Below are 14,618 nucleotides of genomic sequence, written 5' to 3'. Positions count from 1 at the left end.
CTTTGATCCGCTGCATGTCGTTGTCCTTCAATCGGCTGCGATCGAAGGAAACATGCAGTAGGTCAGCGGACCGGCGGCGCGTAGATCAGGCCGCCGTGGTTCCAGAGCCTGTTGAGGCCGCGATCGATCCTGAGCGCGCTCTCCTTGCCGAGGTGACGCTCGAAGATCTCACCGTAATTGCCGACCGCAGCCACCGTCTGGTAGGCCCATTTCGGATCGAGCCCGAGCGCCTTTCCGGCTTCGTTGTCGATGCCGAGGAAGCGCTTTTGTGCGGCGGTTCCGCTTTCGAGGCGCGAAGCGGCATTGTCCCGGGTGATGCCCAGCTCCTCTGCCTCGATCATCGCGAAGAGCGTCCAGCGAACGACCTTGAACCATTGATCGTCGCCCTGGCGGACGGCGGGGCCGAGTGGCTCCTTGGAAATGACCTCCGGCAGGACGACGAAGCGGTCAGGATCATTGAGCGTCAGCCGCTGCGAATAGAGCGCGGAGGCATCGGTGGAATAGACGTCGCAGCGGCCGGAATTGAAGGCCTGGATCGTCTGGTCCGCCTTTTCGAAGGCGATCACCTGATACTCGATGCTGTTGGCGCTGAAATAATCCGCCATGTTCTGTTCGGTCGTGGTGCCGGTCTCCGTGCAGACGGAGGCGCCCGAGAGCTCCTTGACGCTCTTCACGCCGATATCGTTGCGCACCATGAAGGCCTGACCGTCATAATAGTTCACGCCGACGAAGCTCATGCCCAGATCCGTGTCGCGCGAAAGCGTCCAGGTGGTCTGGCGCGAAAGCAGGTCGACCTCGCCGGACTGGAGCGCGGTGAAGCGCTCCTTGGTCGAAAGCGGCACATATTTCACCTTCTCCGGGCTGCCGAGGGTGGCGGCCGCGACCGCACGGCAGAAATCGATGTCGAAGCCGGACCACTCGCCCTTATCGTCCGGGGCGGAGAAGCCGAGCACGCCCTGGCTCACGCCGCAACGCAGCTCGCCGCGCTGCTTGACGACGTCGAGGGTTGCGGCCTGCGCCGTCGTGCCGGCAAGAAACGCCGTCGCAAAGAGTGCCAAAATGCCGGTTTTCATCGTCCTGTCCTCCTCCGTTATAAGACGCAATCATTGAGCTCCAGGACGCGCGTCGCGCCCGGAGTGGTCTGGTTCTTCGGTAATGCCTCTACTTCGTAATTATCCGGCTCGCGCCAGCACGGCCTCGAACGTTTCCTCGAGCACGGCGATCAGGTGATCCGCGTCGCACTTCGAAAAGATCATCGGCGGCCGCATTTTCAGGACGTTGTCATGTGGGCCCTCAGTGCCCATCAGCACGCCGCGCTGGCGGGCTCCGTTCGCGACGGCCCGGGCGATCTCCGTCGCCGGCGCCCTGGTTCTGCGGTCGCTGACGAGCTCAATGCCGAGGAACAGGCCGAGGCCGCGAACGTCGCCGATGACCTCGTAGCGCTCCTGCATGGTCCGGAAGGCGGCGAGAAGATGATTGCCGATATCGAGCGCATTGCGGCGCAGGTCCTCGCCTTCGATGACGTCGAGCACGGCGAGACCGACGGCGCAGGACACCGGGTTGCCGCCGAAGGTGTTGAAATACTCCATGCCGTTGTCGAACGAGGCCGCGATCTCACGCGTCGTGACGACCGCGGCGAGTGGATGACCATTGCCGATCGGCTTGCCCATGGTGACGATATCAGGAACGACGCCTTGCGTCTCGAAGGCCCACCAATGGCTGCCGACCCGGCCGAAGCCGACCTGCACCTCGTCGGCGATGCAGACGCCGCCGGCCTCCCGAATCATTCGGTAGACCTCCTTGAGGTAGCCATCCGGCAGAAACACCTGGCCTGCGACGCTCGGAATGGATTCGGCGAGGAAGAAGCCCGGCGCTTCGCCTCGGGCGCGCATCGCCGCGATCAGCTCGGCCACGTTTTCGGCGAAGCGCCTGCCGTGTTCCTCCGGCGGCCAGGCGGCCGGCGCGTGGTAACTGTCCGGAACGGCCGCCACGTGAACATGCGGCTTCTGGCCCTTTCCGCCCTTGCGGCGGAACTTGTATGCGCTGAGATCGATCAGCTCCTGCGTCGTACCGTGATAGGCCCAGTCCAACACGACGGCGTTTTCTTTGCCCGTGTGCGCGCGCATCAGGCGCAGGGCGAGACTGTTGGCTTCGGAGCCGCTGTTGGCGAAGGCGGCGACGGCGAGTTCCTTCGGCATCGTGGCCGTCATCCGCTCGGCATAGGCGACGATGTTGTCGTGCAGGTAGCGCGTGTTGGTGTTGAGCGTCCCTGCCTGCCGGGCCAATGCGTCCACCACGGCCGGATGGGCGTGGCCGATGTGGCAGACATTGTTGAAGCAGTCGAGATAGGCGCGGCCGCGATCGTCGATCAGCCACACGCCTTCGCCACGCACGAACTTGATCGGTTTCTCGTAGGAAATCGACAGGTTCGGCAGCAGCAGCTCTTTCCGTTGCCTGATGATGTCCTCGTGGGGGCGGCCGCTCCGGTCGTAGAATTCCCGCGCGATGCCGGCAAATGTGCTCGCGTCGGGGAAGAGTTCTGCCCAGACGTCGAGATAGCGCTCCTCGCCGACGCCGAGGATGTCCGTCGCTGCGAGACTTGTGTCGGTGGAGATCTGCAGATGCAGATGCGGCGCCCAGCCGCCGTTTTCTTCCGGAGCGCCCATTTCTCCGACAAGCGCGCCGGCCTCCAGCCTGTCGCCGGCCTTCAGCCGGCCGACGGCCTCATGGGCAAGATGGCCCCATAGCGTCAGGAAAGGCGGGCAGCCGTCCGGTTCATGGCGCAGAGCGATAAGGCAACCGTATCCGAGCGGATCCTTCTCGATCTCGACGCTCGCGACGGTGGCTGCAAGCGGCGTATGGACCTTGGTGCCCGCGGCCATGAAGAGGTCAAGACCCAGATGGCGCGTGCGGCGCGTCTCTTCGACCATGCGGGAGATGAACATCTCGCCCGAATAGACGGTGCGGGCCTCACCCCAGGGGCCGATGCCGAGCTCGACGCCGGCCCTGCGGCATTGCTCTTCCCAGACCGACTGCGCGTCATGCGGCCGGCCGGCCGCCGAACTGACGGTCATCGGATGCGCCGGATCGCCGTAGGGGACGAGAGCGGCCGGATAGGCCGCGGCTGGACGATCGAGAAGCGGCAGGAGGCTCTTGCGATTTCCGACGATCCAGGAGGCGACCGCGCGGGCTCCGGCCACTGTCTCGAAACCGCAGGCCTTTCTCAGGATCGCCGTTGAGAAACGCGGGTTCATCGCATCGAGTTTGCGCAACAGCGCCCAGGCCGGCCTTTCGCTGATCGCGAGATAGGGGTTGTCGGCGGTATGCGCCCGGCGTGATGCGGAGATCGTCACCGAGGTGACCAGCCGCATGGCAATCAGGTCGAAGAGGAGATCGACTTCTTCTTCGAGGAGCGGGTATTCGGCATGGTAGCCGCTGGCGATCGCAGCCGCAGCGCCGATCGGATCGGGGTGGTCGAGGCCGGCATAGGCGGCGGCGATCGCGACTTCGGCGATGACGGGCGCGTAGAGGGCGTCGCCAAAGTCGATGATGCCGGAAATGCGGTCGTGGTCGTCTTCATCGATGAGGACGTTCCAGTCGTTTGCGTCGTTGTGGATGACGGCGGAGCGCAGCATCGGGAGCCGCGGGGCGACCCGCTCGTCGAAGCGGTCGAGAAAGCGCTGGAGAAGAGCACGATCCTGGAGATCGGCCACATATGCGAGCCGTCCGGCAGAACGTCCGGCATTGCGGATGTCCCAGTCGAGATCGCGCAGGGCGCCCGCATGCATGAAGCCTTTAAGCGAGGCATCGAAACGGCCGAGCATCCGGCCGAGGGAGTGAAGTGCTCCATCGCTCCGATCGGACTGTGCGAGCGGAGTTCCCGGAACCCAGGTGACCAGCCGCAATCGATGGACGATCCCGCGTCTCGTGGTCGTCGCGAGGTTCTCGCCGGACAGTGTCGGTTGCAAATGCGGAACCGGCAGGTCTCCTGCATTTTCGCCGGCGTGCTTCAGCAGCGCTGTCTGGAAGTCGCTTTCGATTTCCGGTTCGGCGCCGTTGACGATCTTCAGAATGTAGCAGCGGCCATCACCGGTATTGACCTTGAAGTTTTGGTCCCGCTCGCTGTCCAGCGGCTGAAGTGACCCATCCAGGGCGAAGTGCTGCGCGAGGAGGGCTTGCGCTTCCTCGATCGTGAAATCCGGCGTCGTTTTCAGCATGTCGTTCATGGAGACCCCCGCTCTTGTCACGAGAGTTGCACGCCCGTTCGGCATGTGCATCCGGCATTTCGCCGGTTGCACCGGCACTTTGGTTATAATAACCGTCATCTTGCCGGCGGCGCTCGACAGCCGCCCGGCAGTCCCTCTGGCCGGCCGCAGGAGGCAGGATATCGACGCGACAGACCGAACGATCCTCAGCATATTGAGCCGCGAGGCGCGTATTCCCATGAAGTCGCTTGCCGGGCGTATCGGATTGTCGCGCAGTGCGACGGCCGAGCGTGTCGCGCGGCTGGAGAAGGCCGGCGTCATTCGCGGCTATCGCGCCGACATCGGCCAGCTGGAGGAGGGGGAGATCGAGGCTTTCCTGCTGGTGACGCTGAAGCGGACGCCCTCGCTCGGCGTGCTCGACCGGCTAGCCGGGTTTTCCTCCGTCAGACGCGTTTTCTCGGTCAGCGGCCAGCTCGATCTCGTCGTGGAAGTCAAGGTCGCTTCGATCAACGCGCTGAACGAACTGCGCAACGAAGTCGCGCAGCTCGACAATGTCGAGGATCTGACAACCTCGATCGTGCTGCGCCGCGATATCGAACGAAGCTGAGCAGCTACGCTCTTCCGGACGGAAAACCGTCCGACAGTTTTCCTGGAACTGCTCTAACCCTCGCTCAGCATCTCAACCTCGCCGATCGTACGGCCGATGAGGCTTCGGCGGACGCGGCCGACATCGCGCATCGGCGGCTCGCCGAAATGGCGGGCATATTCGCGGCTGAACTGGGACTGGCTCTCATAGCCGACCTTGTGGCCGGCATCGCCGGCATCGAGACGCTCCTCGAGCATCAGCCGCCTTGCCTCCTGCAGGCGCAGTTGCTTCTGGTACTGCAGCGGGCTCATCGCCGTGATCGCCTTGAAATGGTGATGAAGCGAGGAGACGCTCATGCTGACGCGGCTTGCGAGGTCGTCGATGCGCAAGGGGCGGGAATAATGTTCCTTCAGCCAGGACACCGCGCGGCCGATCTGGTGCGGCTGGCTCTCCGTGGTCGCCATCTGGCGGAGCCTGGCGCCGTGCGGTCCGAGCAGCAGGCGATAAAGCAGTTCCTGCTCGATCAGCGGCAGCAGCACCGCGATATCATCCGGTCTGTCGAGGAGCCGCAGCAGCCGAAGCGCCGTGTCCTCAAGATCGGGTGTGAGCTTGCTGACCGTCATGCCGCGCGGCGAACCCGGGGCTTTCGCAGCCTCCGGGCCGATTGCGTCGAGGAGCGCCGGAAGCCTCGTCGTATCGATCTGGAAGGCCATGCTGAGATAGGGCTCCTCGGGCGAGGCGAGCGATATCTGAGAGAGAACCGGCAGGTCGATGGAGGTCAAAAGGTAGTCCGAGGCGCCGTAGACGAGGGTTTCCTCACCGAGCACGACACGTTTCGCCCCTTGGACAATGATCGCCAGGCTCGGCTTGTAGGCGGCGCAATTCGGCTTCGCGGAAACGGAATGCCGGTGAACGCTCAGCCCTGGTATAATCGTCGGATGATCGCCGTCCTCTCCGGCGATCCGGGCAATGATGTCGATCATTTCCTGACGCGGCATGCGCTGTGATTTTGTCATCTTCGGTGGACTTTCCAATAGCTTAGATCCGTGCGGAGACAGGGGGTCAGATAGGTTGTCGGTGCTATTCCGCCAGCTGCCTTCGGCGATTCTCGCAGAATCGTGCAAAAGTCTTGCAGGATCGCACTAACGCAATGGCCTTGTGAGGCAGCATAGTCCGCCCTGCCGCCTGCGGTCCATAGACCGATGGGCGCGCCACTCCCAGACATGCCACTCGCAGACATGCCACTCCCAGACATGAAGGACAGACCCATGGCCATTGCAAGAGGATATGCGGCGACGGACGCGTCGAAGCCGCTCGCACCCTTCACCTTCGAGCGTCGCGAACCGCGCGACGACGACGTGGTGATCGACATCAAATATTGCGGCGTCTGCCATTCCGATATCCACCAGGCGCGCGACGAATGGGGCAATTCGACCTTCCCCATGGTGCCGGGCCACGAAATCGTCGGCATCGTCAGGGCGGTCGGCTCCAAGGTCACCAGGTTCAAGATCGGCGATCGGGTGGGGGTCGGCTGCTTCGTCGACTCCTGCACGACCTGCGCCAAGCGCGACCACGATCTGGAGCAGTATCTGCCGGGCCTGGTGGTGACCTACAACGGCGTCGAGGCAGATGGAACACCGACCCAAGGCGGCTATTCCGACCATATCGTCGTCAAGGAAGGCTATGTACTCTCCATCCCGGACAACCTTCCGCTCGACGCTGCCGCACCGCTGCTTTGCGCCGGCATCACGCTCTACTCGCCGCTGCGTCACTGGAAGGCCGGCCCCGGCAAGAAGGTGGCGATCGTCGGCTTGGGCGGTCTCGGCCATATGGGCGTGAAGCTCGCCCATGCGATGGGCGCGGAGGTTACGGTGCTCAGCCAGACGCTTTCGAAGAAAGAGGACGGGCTTAAGCTCGGGGCGGATCACTACTTCGCGACGAAGGATCCGGAGACATTCACAAAGCTCGCAGGCAGCTTCGACCTTATCATCTGCACGGTCGCGGCCGAAATCGACTGGAACGCCTATCTCAACCTCCTGAAGGTCGATGGCGATCTGGTGCTCGTCGGCATTCCGGAGAATCCGGTGCCGGTCCATGCCTTCTCGCTGGTGCCGGCACGCCGCAGCATTTCCGGCTCCATGATCGGTTCTATCAAGGAGACGCAGGAAATGCTCGATTTCTGCGGCGCGCACGGAATCGTTTCGGAGATCGAGACGATCCGCATGGAGCAGATCAACGAGGCCTATGAGCGGGTGGTGAGAAGCGACGTGCGCTACCGCTTCGTGATCGACATGGAATCGATCAAGGCGTGATCGATTCCGATAGGTGAGACGCGGGATGCGGGCGGAAACCGCACACTTCTTAATCCCGCTCTGGCGGGCCGCTGCCGCTACTCAGAGCAGCGGCAGCGGCCCGTCATTCTTGATCTCTTCCATCACCGCATAGGTCCGGGTCTCCTTGACGCCCGGGAGCGTCCAAAGCACCTGGCCGAGGAAGTTGCGGTAGGCGGCCATGTCCTCGAAGCGGGTCTTGACGAGATAGTCGAAGCCGCCCGCGACCATGTGGCATTCGAGCACAGCGGGCGCCTGCTTTATGGCGGCCGCGAACTGGTCGAAGACTTCCGGCGTCGTCTTGTCGAGCATCACTTCGATGAAGACCAACAGCCCGAAGCCGAGCTTGTGGGGGTCGAGACGCGCACCGAAGCCGGAGACGTAACCTTCCTTCAGCAGCCGCCTCAGGCGTTCGCTGGTCGCCGTCGGGGAAAGCCCGATCCGGTCCGCCAGCTCCAGATTGGTAATCCGCCCGTCCGCCTGCAGGATATTGAGGATTCTCCGGTCCGTCTTGTCGATCTGGTGCATGGTCGCCTCCCGCTTTCCGTGCCTCAGGCGGCAAGCCGTGTTTCGGCGAGCTTCACCCAGTAGGAAATTCCGTGCGGAATGGCTTCGTCGTTGAAGTCGTAAGCCGGGTGATGCAGTCCCGCCGTATCGCCATTGCCGATGAAGACGAAGGCGCCCGGCCGCGCCAGCAGCATGTAGGAAAAGTCCTCGCCGCCCATCATCGGGTCGAGCGCTGCGTTGACGTTGCCTTCGCCGGCGACCGTCGCGGCGACGGCGAGCGCGTGACCGGTCTCGGCGGCGTGGTTTACGGTCACGGGATAGTTGCGGCCGTACCAGACGTCGACGGTGGCGCCGTAGGCACCGGCGATGTTCTCGGCGATCTGGCGGATCCGGGCTTCGCCGGTGTCGCGCACTTCCGGCGTCAGCGCGCGCACGGTGCCGGCGAGTACGGCCTGTTCGGGGATGACGTTGTGGGCGAAGCCGGCATTGAACTTGGTGACGGAGACGACGACGGAGGCAAGCGGATCGACGGTGCGCGAGGCGATCGTCTGCAGCGCGCTGACGATCTGGGCGCCGATGGCGATGGGGTCGATCGTCTTGTGCGGCTGAGCGGCGTGGCCGCCGCGGCCCTTGACGGTGATGGTGAACTCGTCGGTCGAGGCCATGATCGGGCCGGCGCGGCTGCCGAAGTGGCCGACCGGCATCCCCGGCATGTTGTGCATGCCGTAGACCTCTTCGATCGCGAAGCGCTCCATCATGCCGTCCTTCACCATCTCGTTGCCGCCGCCGCCGCCTTCCTCCGCCGGCTGGAAGATCACCGCGACATTGCCGGCGAAGTTACGCGTTTCGGCAAGATACTTCGCCGCGCCGAGCAGCATGGCCGTATGGCCGTCATGGCCGCAGGCATGCATCTTGCCGGGGGCCGTCGAGGACCAGGACCTGCCGCTTGCTTCGGTGATCGGCAGGGCGTCCATGTCGGCCCTGAGCCCGACGGTGCGGCCCGGGCCGCGATTGCCGCGGATGAGGCCGACGACCCCGGTCCGGCCGAGGCCGGTCACGATTTCGTCAACGCCGAATTCCCTCAGTTTTTTTTCGACGAAGGCTGCCGTATTTTCCACCGCGAACAGGAGCTCCGGGTTCTGGTGCAGATGGCGCCGCCATTCGGTCACTTCGTTCTTGAGCTCGGCGGCACGGTTTAGAATCGGCATTGTTCGTTCCTGTCGTCTGTTCGTTCACTTCGGTTCGACACGCGAGTCCCGACGCTTCAGCGTCGGCTGGAGTCTCGCCGCTGGAGTGTCCGGGCGGTGGATTGGCGCGGCAGCCCGATGAATGGGCTTTGCCATCTCCTTGCCATATAGGCTAAATAGCGGGACGATACGAGGCAACTCCGGAATTTCGAGGTTTGGATTGTGGCAATAGCACGATTCCCGTTGGGCGACAGATTGGGCAGGATAGGCATGCTTGCGGGAGCTTGCGCGGTCGTCCTGGCTGCGGCGCTGCCTGCATCGGCCAATCCGCGGCTGGTGATCGACGTGGATACGCTCAAGGTCTACGAGCATCAGGACATCTTCCAGAAATGGTATCCGGCGTCACTGACCAAGCTCATGACGGCCTATACCACGTTCCGTGCCATCCAGGCGGGGCAGCTGACGTTGGAAAGCCCGGTGGTCATGACGAAGAACGCCGCTTCGGAGCCGCCGAGCAAGATGTTCTACAAGCCCGGCCAGAAGATGACGCTCGACAGCGCGTTGAAGATGATGCTGATCAAGTCGGCGAACGACGTCGCCGTTGCGATCGCCGAGACGGTCGGCGGATCCGAACAGGCCTTCATCGACAAGATGAATGCCGAGGCGCGCCGCATCGGCATGACCTCGTCGCATTTCATCAATCCCAACGGCCTGCCGGGCAAAGGGCAATATACGACGGCCCGGGACCTTGCGGTGCTCGCGCTTACGCTGAAGCGCGAATTCCCGCAATATGCGTCCTATTTCGCGCTGGAAGGCTTCACCACCGGCAAGAAGGACTATCCCAATTACAACATGCTGATAGGCCGCTTCGATGGGGCGGACGGCATGAAGACGGGGTTCATTTGCGCCTCGGGCTTCAATCAGGTCTCCTCGGCGAGCCGCGGCGGCCGCAGGGTGGTTTCGGTCGTGCTCGGCGAAGACAGCCTTGCAGCGCGTGCCGACGAGTCGGCCAGGCTCCTGCAGATGGCCTTTACCACGGTGAGCACGGGCAAGCCCTCGCTTGCGGAGATCGTGCCGTATGGCGAAACCCGCGAGGTGGTTGCCGATATCAGCAAGGAAATCTGCTCGAAGCAGGCGGCGAAGGTGCGCAGCGAGGGGCGTGACGAGGCCGGCCGGCAGAAGCTGCTTTCACCCTATATCCACGAGATCGACCGCCCGCTGAAACTTGCCTTCGCCGGCCTCATACCCGGCAGCGACGACAAGACGGCAAAAGCCGGCAGCGATGCCACGGCACAGGGCGATGCGGTCGAGATCGCCAATGTGCCGATTCCGATCCCGCGCCCGAGCTTCTGAACGGAGTCTTTCATGAACGGTCCAATGCCGGTGGTGCCGGTCTCGATCCTCACCGGCTTTCTCGGCGCGGGCAAGACGACCCTTCTGAACCGGGTGCTCAAGGATCCGGCGCTTGCCGACACGGCCGTTATCATCAACGAATTCGGCGATGTCTCCATCGACCACCTCCTGGTCGAGGCTTCGAGTGACGGCGTCATCGAGCTTTCCGACGGCTGCCTGTGCTGCACCGTGCGCGGCGAGCTCGTCGATACGCTGGCCGATCTCATGGACCGGATGCAGACCGGCCGCATCAAGCCGCTGAAGCGCGTCGTCATCGAGACCACCGGGCTTGCCGATCCGGCACCGGTGCTTCAATCCGTCCTCGGCAATCCCGTGATTGCCCAGAATTTCCGGCTGGACGGAGTCGTCACCGTCGTCGATGCGGTCAACGGCGAGCAGACGATCGCCAATCATGTGGAAGCCATGAAGCAGATCGCGGTGGCCGACCGGCTGGTGATCAGCAAAAGCGGGCTCGCCAAAGATGATGGGATCGGCAGGCTCGAGGCGCAGCTCAGGGATCTCAACCCGCGCGCGCCGATCATCGACGGCGACACGGAAAAGGCGGGCCGGGCCGACCTCTTCGCCTGCGGTCTTTACGACGCCTCGACCAAGGTCGCCGATGTCGGGCGCTGGCTTCAGGACGAGGCCCATGCGGACGACCACCGCCACCACCACCACCACCAAGACGACCACCACGAAGATGGTCACGGCCATGGGAGCCACCGTCACGACGTCAATCGTCATGGTTCGGACATCCGCTCATTCAGCATCGTGCATGACCGGCCGATCGAACCGATGGCGCTAGAGATGTTCATCGACCTCCTGCGCTCGGCTCATGGAGAAAAGCTGCTGCGCATGAAGGCGATCGTTTCCGTCGCGGACAATCCGGAGAGGCCGGTGGTGCTGCACGGCGTGCAGACGGTCTTTCACGCGCCGGAACGGCTTGCCGCCTGGCCCGACCCGGCCGATCGCCGGACGCGAATGGTGCTGATCACCAAAGGCCTGGAGGAAGCATTCGTGCGCGACCTCTTCGACGCCTTCACGGGCAAGCCCCGCGTCGACCGACCGGATGCGCAGGCGCTCGCGGACAACCCCCTGGCGGTGCCGGGGATGAAGTTCTGACGGCTCCGGTGGGCTTGAGAAAGGAATGGGTCTTGGCCAGTTCGACCGTGTTCATCAGTAACCGTAGCCAGGCGGTGCGGCTGCCAAAGGCCGTCGCCTTTCCCGAGAGCGTGCATCAGGTCGATATTCTCAAGATCGGCCGCAGCCGCGTGATCGTGCCCCAGGGCAAAAGATGGGACGATCTGTTCCCCAGCGGGCCGCGCCTCAGCGAGGATTTCATGAGCGAGCGTAAGCAGCCGGTGGCGGAAACGCGCGGATCGTTCTGATGCTCACCCAAATGCGCGCAGCGAAGGGCTGATTGTCGTGACCAACAATATACGCGAGATCGTCCGCATGCCGGGTGTAAGGGTCGAGAACTGGCTGTGACAGATCCGAAGGCGCGATGCGCCGCCAATTTAGTTAGCACCGCTTGCGAATGAGGAAACGATGTCCGTCTGCGAGCGGCTCAGCCTGCTCCAGCCGGTGCCCGTCCTCTTTGCAGAAATGCGGAATGTCTATCACGGCCAGCGGGTCGGTCGTTTCGATCTCGATGAGCGCGCCGGGCGGCAGGTTTTCCATTCGCTTGCGCGTCTTCAAAACGGGAAGGGGACATTTCAGCCCCCTCAAATCGTAGCGTAGCCTCGCTTCCTCGGGCATCAATTGCCCCAGAGTTTCCAGAACGGGCGCTTCTTCGGCTGCTCGGCGGGCTGCTGTTCTGGTGCTTGCGCTTGCGCATTCCCGGCGGGAGCGGCGGCCACCTGAGCATTGTCCTGCGCCGGCGGTGCTGCCTGTTGCCCGCCGGCGGCGGCTTGCGGCTGGCCCGGTGCGGGCTGTTGAGCGGTTGGCTGGCCTGCGGCCTGCTGCGCGGGAGTCCCGGCGGCGGGTGCGGCTGGCGCGGCCGCCGGCTCGTTGCGAGAGAACAGGCCCCAGAGCGACTTCCTCGCGGGCTCGGCCTGCACCGCTGCCTGCTCCACGGGGCGCTCGAGCGGGTTGGCCTGCGGCACCGGCGGGCCCTTGCCTTCGCGGGCTGCCTTTTCCAGCGCTTCCTTCTGGATCAAGGTTGCCTGCTTGGCTTCCTCGGCCTCTTTCTGTTCGGCAAGCTTCTTTTCGAGATCGCTTACCTTGAGCAGCTTGCCCGCATCGAGCGAGGTGCCGGTCGGCGCATAGGCAAGCTCGCGGCCCTTGCGCTGATCGGCGACGACCGCCTTGCGTTCGGCCTCGGTCGGCTCGTACCAGACCATGCCGTCTAATTTCTTCAAGGCCTTCTCGTAGTCGCGCCGATAGTCCTTGTCGTAGGTCGCCATCGCCATCTGCAGCGCCGGCGGCGTCGTCATGGCAGGGCACTGGCCGGCCGCACTGAACTGCCCCTCAGCCTGCTGATTGAAGACGTATTTCCTCTCGCAGACATTCACTGCCGGCGGGCGCTTGGTCACTTCGAACTGGTCGTAGCCGGCCTTCAGCATCTTCCAGAACCCGATATTCGGATTGTCGCGGTGGCGCGCCATGTTTTCCGCCGTCATGCGGAAGGGAAAGGCTTGAAGCTGCACGCTTTCCTGGCCGCCCTTGAACGCGTCGCGCGCGAGCGCGAAGATCTCGATGATCTGCTCGTTCGTCATCGAATAGCAGCCGGCCGAAGAGCAGGCACCATGGATCATCAGATGGGTGCCGGTGCGGCCGTTGGCCTTGTCATATGTGTTCGGATAGCCCGTATTGATCGCCAGGTAGTAGCTCGAATTCGGGTTCATCTGGTGCGGATAGAGCGGGTAAAATCCCTCCGGCGCCTGCCGGTCTCCCTCCTTCATCTTAGGCCCGAGCTTGCCCGACCATGCGCAGATCTTGTAGCTCTTCAGAAGCTGGAACCGGTTCGCCGTGTTCGCCTTCCAGACTTCGAGCGTCCCTTCTTCCTTGAAGATGCGCAACAGGATCGGGGACGTCTTCTGCATGCCCAGCTCGCGCATCTTGCTGACCATCTTGCCCGAAAGCTGATACTCGGTCTTGTTCTTGACGGACGACAGGTTGACCGAATCGAGAGTCTCGTTGGTGCAGCCCGCAAGGGCGGCTGCGACAGCGGCGGTGAGGACAAGGTTCCTGAAACGCATCGGCAAAAGCCCGTTCTAGCCACATTCTATCCGTGCACGCCTGTTCCACGAAGGACAGGCGTCAACGAATCAGTACGTCATTATTCTTCACGAAATCTTAACCGTGCAGGCGCCCCCTGCGAATGGCCACCTCTCATGACCTGATGAATATGGCCAAGATTTGGCCACAGTCCGATTTCCGGTTGCCGATCGCCGGGAATAATCGCAATGGTTCGGATCGGAACGGCGTGCGGAGCCGTAATCAGAGGTTACGGCCGATATTCAGATATTTCTGCCGCCGGTCGGCCCGCAATTCGTCGCCATTGCGTGCGGAAAGCTCCTTGAGAGCATCGCCGATCACGGTTTCCGTGCGGCTGATGACCGCGTCCGGGTCGCGGTGGGCTCCACCGACAGGCTCCGGGATTATTCCGTCGATGACGCCGAGCGACTTCAGGTCTTCGGCGGTGATCTTCATGTTGCTGGCGGCTTCCTTGGCGCGCGTCGAGTCGCGCCAGAGGATCGAGGCCGCACCTTCCGGGGAGATCACGCTGTAGATCGCGTGCTCCAGCATGTAGACGCGGTTGCCGGTCGCAATCGCGATCGCACCGCCCGAGCCGCCTTCGCCGATCACCACGGTGACGATCGGCACCTTGACGTTGAGGCACATTTCGGTCGAGCGGGCGATCGCCTCGGCCTGGCCCCGCTCCTCGGCGTTGACGCCCGGATAGGCGCCTGCCGTGTCGACCAGCGTTATCAGCGGCAGGCCGAAACGGTCGGCCATCTCCATTATGCGCGTCGCCTTGCGATAGCCCTCGGGGCGGGGGCTGCCGAAATTGTGCTTGATACGCGACTTGGTGTCGTTGCCCTTCTCCTGACCGATGACGGCGACGGGCGTGCCGTGAAAGCGGGCAAGCCCCGCCTGGATCGCGTCGTCATTGGCGAAATTCCGGTCGCCGGCAAGCGGCGTAAACTCGGTGAAGAGGCGCGAGGCATAGTCCAGGAAATGCGGACGCGAGGGGTGGCGAGCGACCTGGGTCTTCTGCCAGGGGGACAATTTGGAATAGATCTCGACCATCGCATCGCGGACGCGCCCTTCCAATCGGGCGATCTCGTCTGATGTGTTAACGCTCTCGTCTTCGCTGGCGAGCTTCTTCAGTTCGAGAATCTTGCCTTCGAGATCAGAGATGGGTTTTTCGAAGTCGAGATAATTGTGCATCAGACGCGTTTCCGAT

General features: G+C 63.3%; 13 protein-coding genes and 1 pseudogene. 6 read left to right on the top strand and 8 right to left on the bottom strand.

The window, feature by feature from the left end:
* Positions 1-62: 62 nt before the first annotated feature.
* Both ACTJKL_RS03850 and ACTJKL_RS03845 read right to left on the bottom strand, forming a co-directional pair.
* On the bottom strand, positions 63-1,073 hold the full coding sequence (locus tag ACTJKL_RS03850; RefSeq protein ID WP_440852221.1) for an amino acid ABC transporter substrate-binding protein: 1,011 nt from the start codon (positions 1,071-1,073) through the stop codon (positions 63-65).
* 99 nt (positions 1,074-1,172) lie between these two features.
* A complete protein-coding gene (locus ACTJKL_RS03845) occupies positions 1,173-4,226 on the bottom strand; it encodes an aminotransferase class III-fold pyridoxal phosphate-dependent enzyme (protein WP_440852220.1) in 3,054 nt (1,017 codons plus the stop codon).
* Between the two features lie 43 nt (positions 4,227-4,269).
* On the opposite strand from ACTJKL_RS03845, the gene ACTJKL_RS03840 reads away from it, so the two are divergent.
* A complete protein-coding gene (locus tag ACTJKL_RS03840) occupies positions 4,270-4,812 on the top strand; it encodes an Lrp/AsnC family transcriptional regulator (protein WP_198516873.1) in 543 nt (180 codons plus the stop codon).
* A 53-nt stretch (positions 4,813-4,865) separates the two neighbouring features.
* Here ACTJKL_RS03840 and ACTJKL_RS03835 read toward each other — a convergent pair whose 3' ends face one another.
* Positions 4,866-5,807 (bottom strand): AraC family transcriptional regulator, encoded by a 942-nt coding sequence (locus ACTJKL_RS03835; protein WP_440852219.1) that lies wholly within the window; start codon positions 5,805-5,807, stop codon positions 4,866-4,868.
* Between the two features lie 252 nt (positions 5,808-6,059).
* Here ACTJKL_RS03835 and ACTJKL_RS03830 point away from each other — a divergent pair, with 252 nt between their 5' ends.
* Positions 6,060-7,103: an NAD(P)-dependent alcohol dehydrogenase gene (locus ACTJKL_RS03830; RefSeq protein ID WP_440852218.1), complete on the top strand. Its 1,044-nt coding sequence runs from the start codon at positions 6,060-6,062 to the stop codon at positions 7,101-7,103.
* Between the two features lie 81 nt (positions 7,104-7,184).
* Here the strand turns inward: ACTJKL_RS03830 and ACTJKL_RS03825 are convergent, their stop codons facing one another.
* The gene (locus ACTJKL_RS03825) at positions 7,185-7,649 is read right to left on the bottom strand and encodes an Lrp/AsnC ligand binding domain-containing protein (RefSeq protein WP_010970133.1); all 465 of its coding nucleotides are present in this window, start codon (positions 7,647-7,649) and stop codon (positions 7,185-7,187) included.
* A 23-nt stretch (positions 7,650-7,672) separates the two neighbouring features.
* Positions 7,673-8,836 carry a M20 aminoacylase family protein gene (locus ACTJKL_RS03820; RefSeq protein WP_440852217.1) on the bottom strand — a complete coding sequence of 388 codons (1,164 nt, stop codon included), beginning with the start codon at positions 8,834-8,836 and terminating at the stop codon, positions 7,673-7,675.
* A 249-nt stretch (positions 8,837-9,085) separates the two neighbouring features.
* Here ACTJKL_RS03820 and ACTJKL_RS03815 point away from each other — a divergent pair, with 249 nt between their 5' ends.
* The 4 genes and pseudogenes from ACTJKL_RS03815 to ACTJKL_RS03800 form a co-directional block, all read left to right on the top strand.
* Positions 9,086-10,168 carry a D-alanyl-D-alanine carboxypeptidase family protein gene (locus ACTJKL_RS03815; protein WP_440852216.1) on the top strand — a complete coding sequence of 361 codons (1,083 nt, stop codon included), beginning with the start codon at positions 9,086-9,088 and terminating at the stop codon, positions 10,166-10,168.
* Positions 10,169-10,180: 12 nt separating this feature from the next.
* Positions 10,181-11,329, top strand: coding sequence for a CobW family GTP-binding protein (locus tag ACTJKL_RS03810; RefSeq protein WP_440852215.1), 1,149 nt, complete (start codon positions 10,181-10,183; stop codon positions 11,327-11,329).
* Between the two features lie 32 nt (positions 11,330-11,361).
* Positions 11,362-11,595 (top strand): type II toxin-antitoxin system VapB family antitoxin, encoded by a 234-nt coding sequence (vapB, locus tag ACTJKL_RS03805; RefSeq protein WP_100674163.1) that lies wholly within the window; start codon positions 11,362-11,364, stop codon positions 11,593-11,595.
* 10 nt (positions 11,596-11,605) lie between these two features.
* Positions 11,606-11,695 (top strand): annotated as a pseudogene (locus tag ACTJKL_RS03800) (VapC toxin family PIN domain ribonuclease); the annotation flags it as partial.
* Positions 11,696-11,728: 33 nt separating this feature from the next.
* On the opposite strand, the gene ACTJKL_RS03795 reads toward ACTJKL_RS03800, so the two are convergent.
* The 3 genes from ACTJKL_RS03795 to ACTJKL_RS03785 form a co-directional block, all read right to left on the bottom strand.
* Complete coding sequence (locus ACTJKL_RS03795; protein ID WP_100674164.1) at positions 11,729-11,965, bottom strand: sulfurtransferase TusA family protein; 237 nt, start codon at positions 11,963-11,965, stop codon at positions 11,729-11,731.
* Positions 11,965-13,407 carry a L,D-transpeptidase family protein gene (locus ACTJKL_RS03790; protein ID WP_440852214.1) on the bottom strand — a complete coding sequence of 481 codons (1,443 nt, stop codon included), beginning with the start codon at positions 13,405-13,407 and terminating at the stop codon, positions 11,965-11,967. Before ACTJKL_RS03790 ends, ACTJKL_RS03795 begins: the two co-directional genes overlap by 1 nt.
* 241 nt (positions 13,408-13,648) lie before the next feature.
* The gene (locus ACTJKL_RS03785; RefSeq protein WP_003527479.1) at positions 13,649-14,602 is read right to left on the bottom strand and encodes an acetyl-CoA carboxylase carboxyltransferase subunit alpha; all 954 of its coding nucleotides are present in this window, start codon (positions 14,600-14,602) and stop codon (positions 13,649-13,651) included.
* Positions 14,603-14,618: the final 16 nt, after the last annotated feature.

Source organism: Sinorhizobium sp. 22678, from assembly GCF_052044265.1.
In the GTDB taxonomy this organism is placed as follows: Bacteria; Pseudomonadota; Alphaproteobacteria; order Rhizobiales; family Rhizobiaceae; genus Sinorhizobium; species Sinorhizobium meliloti_A.
The sequence above is the reverse complement of the archived record's forward strand: the minus strand, read 5'-3'. Positions and strand labels throughout refer to the sequence as shown.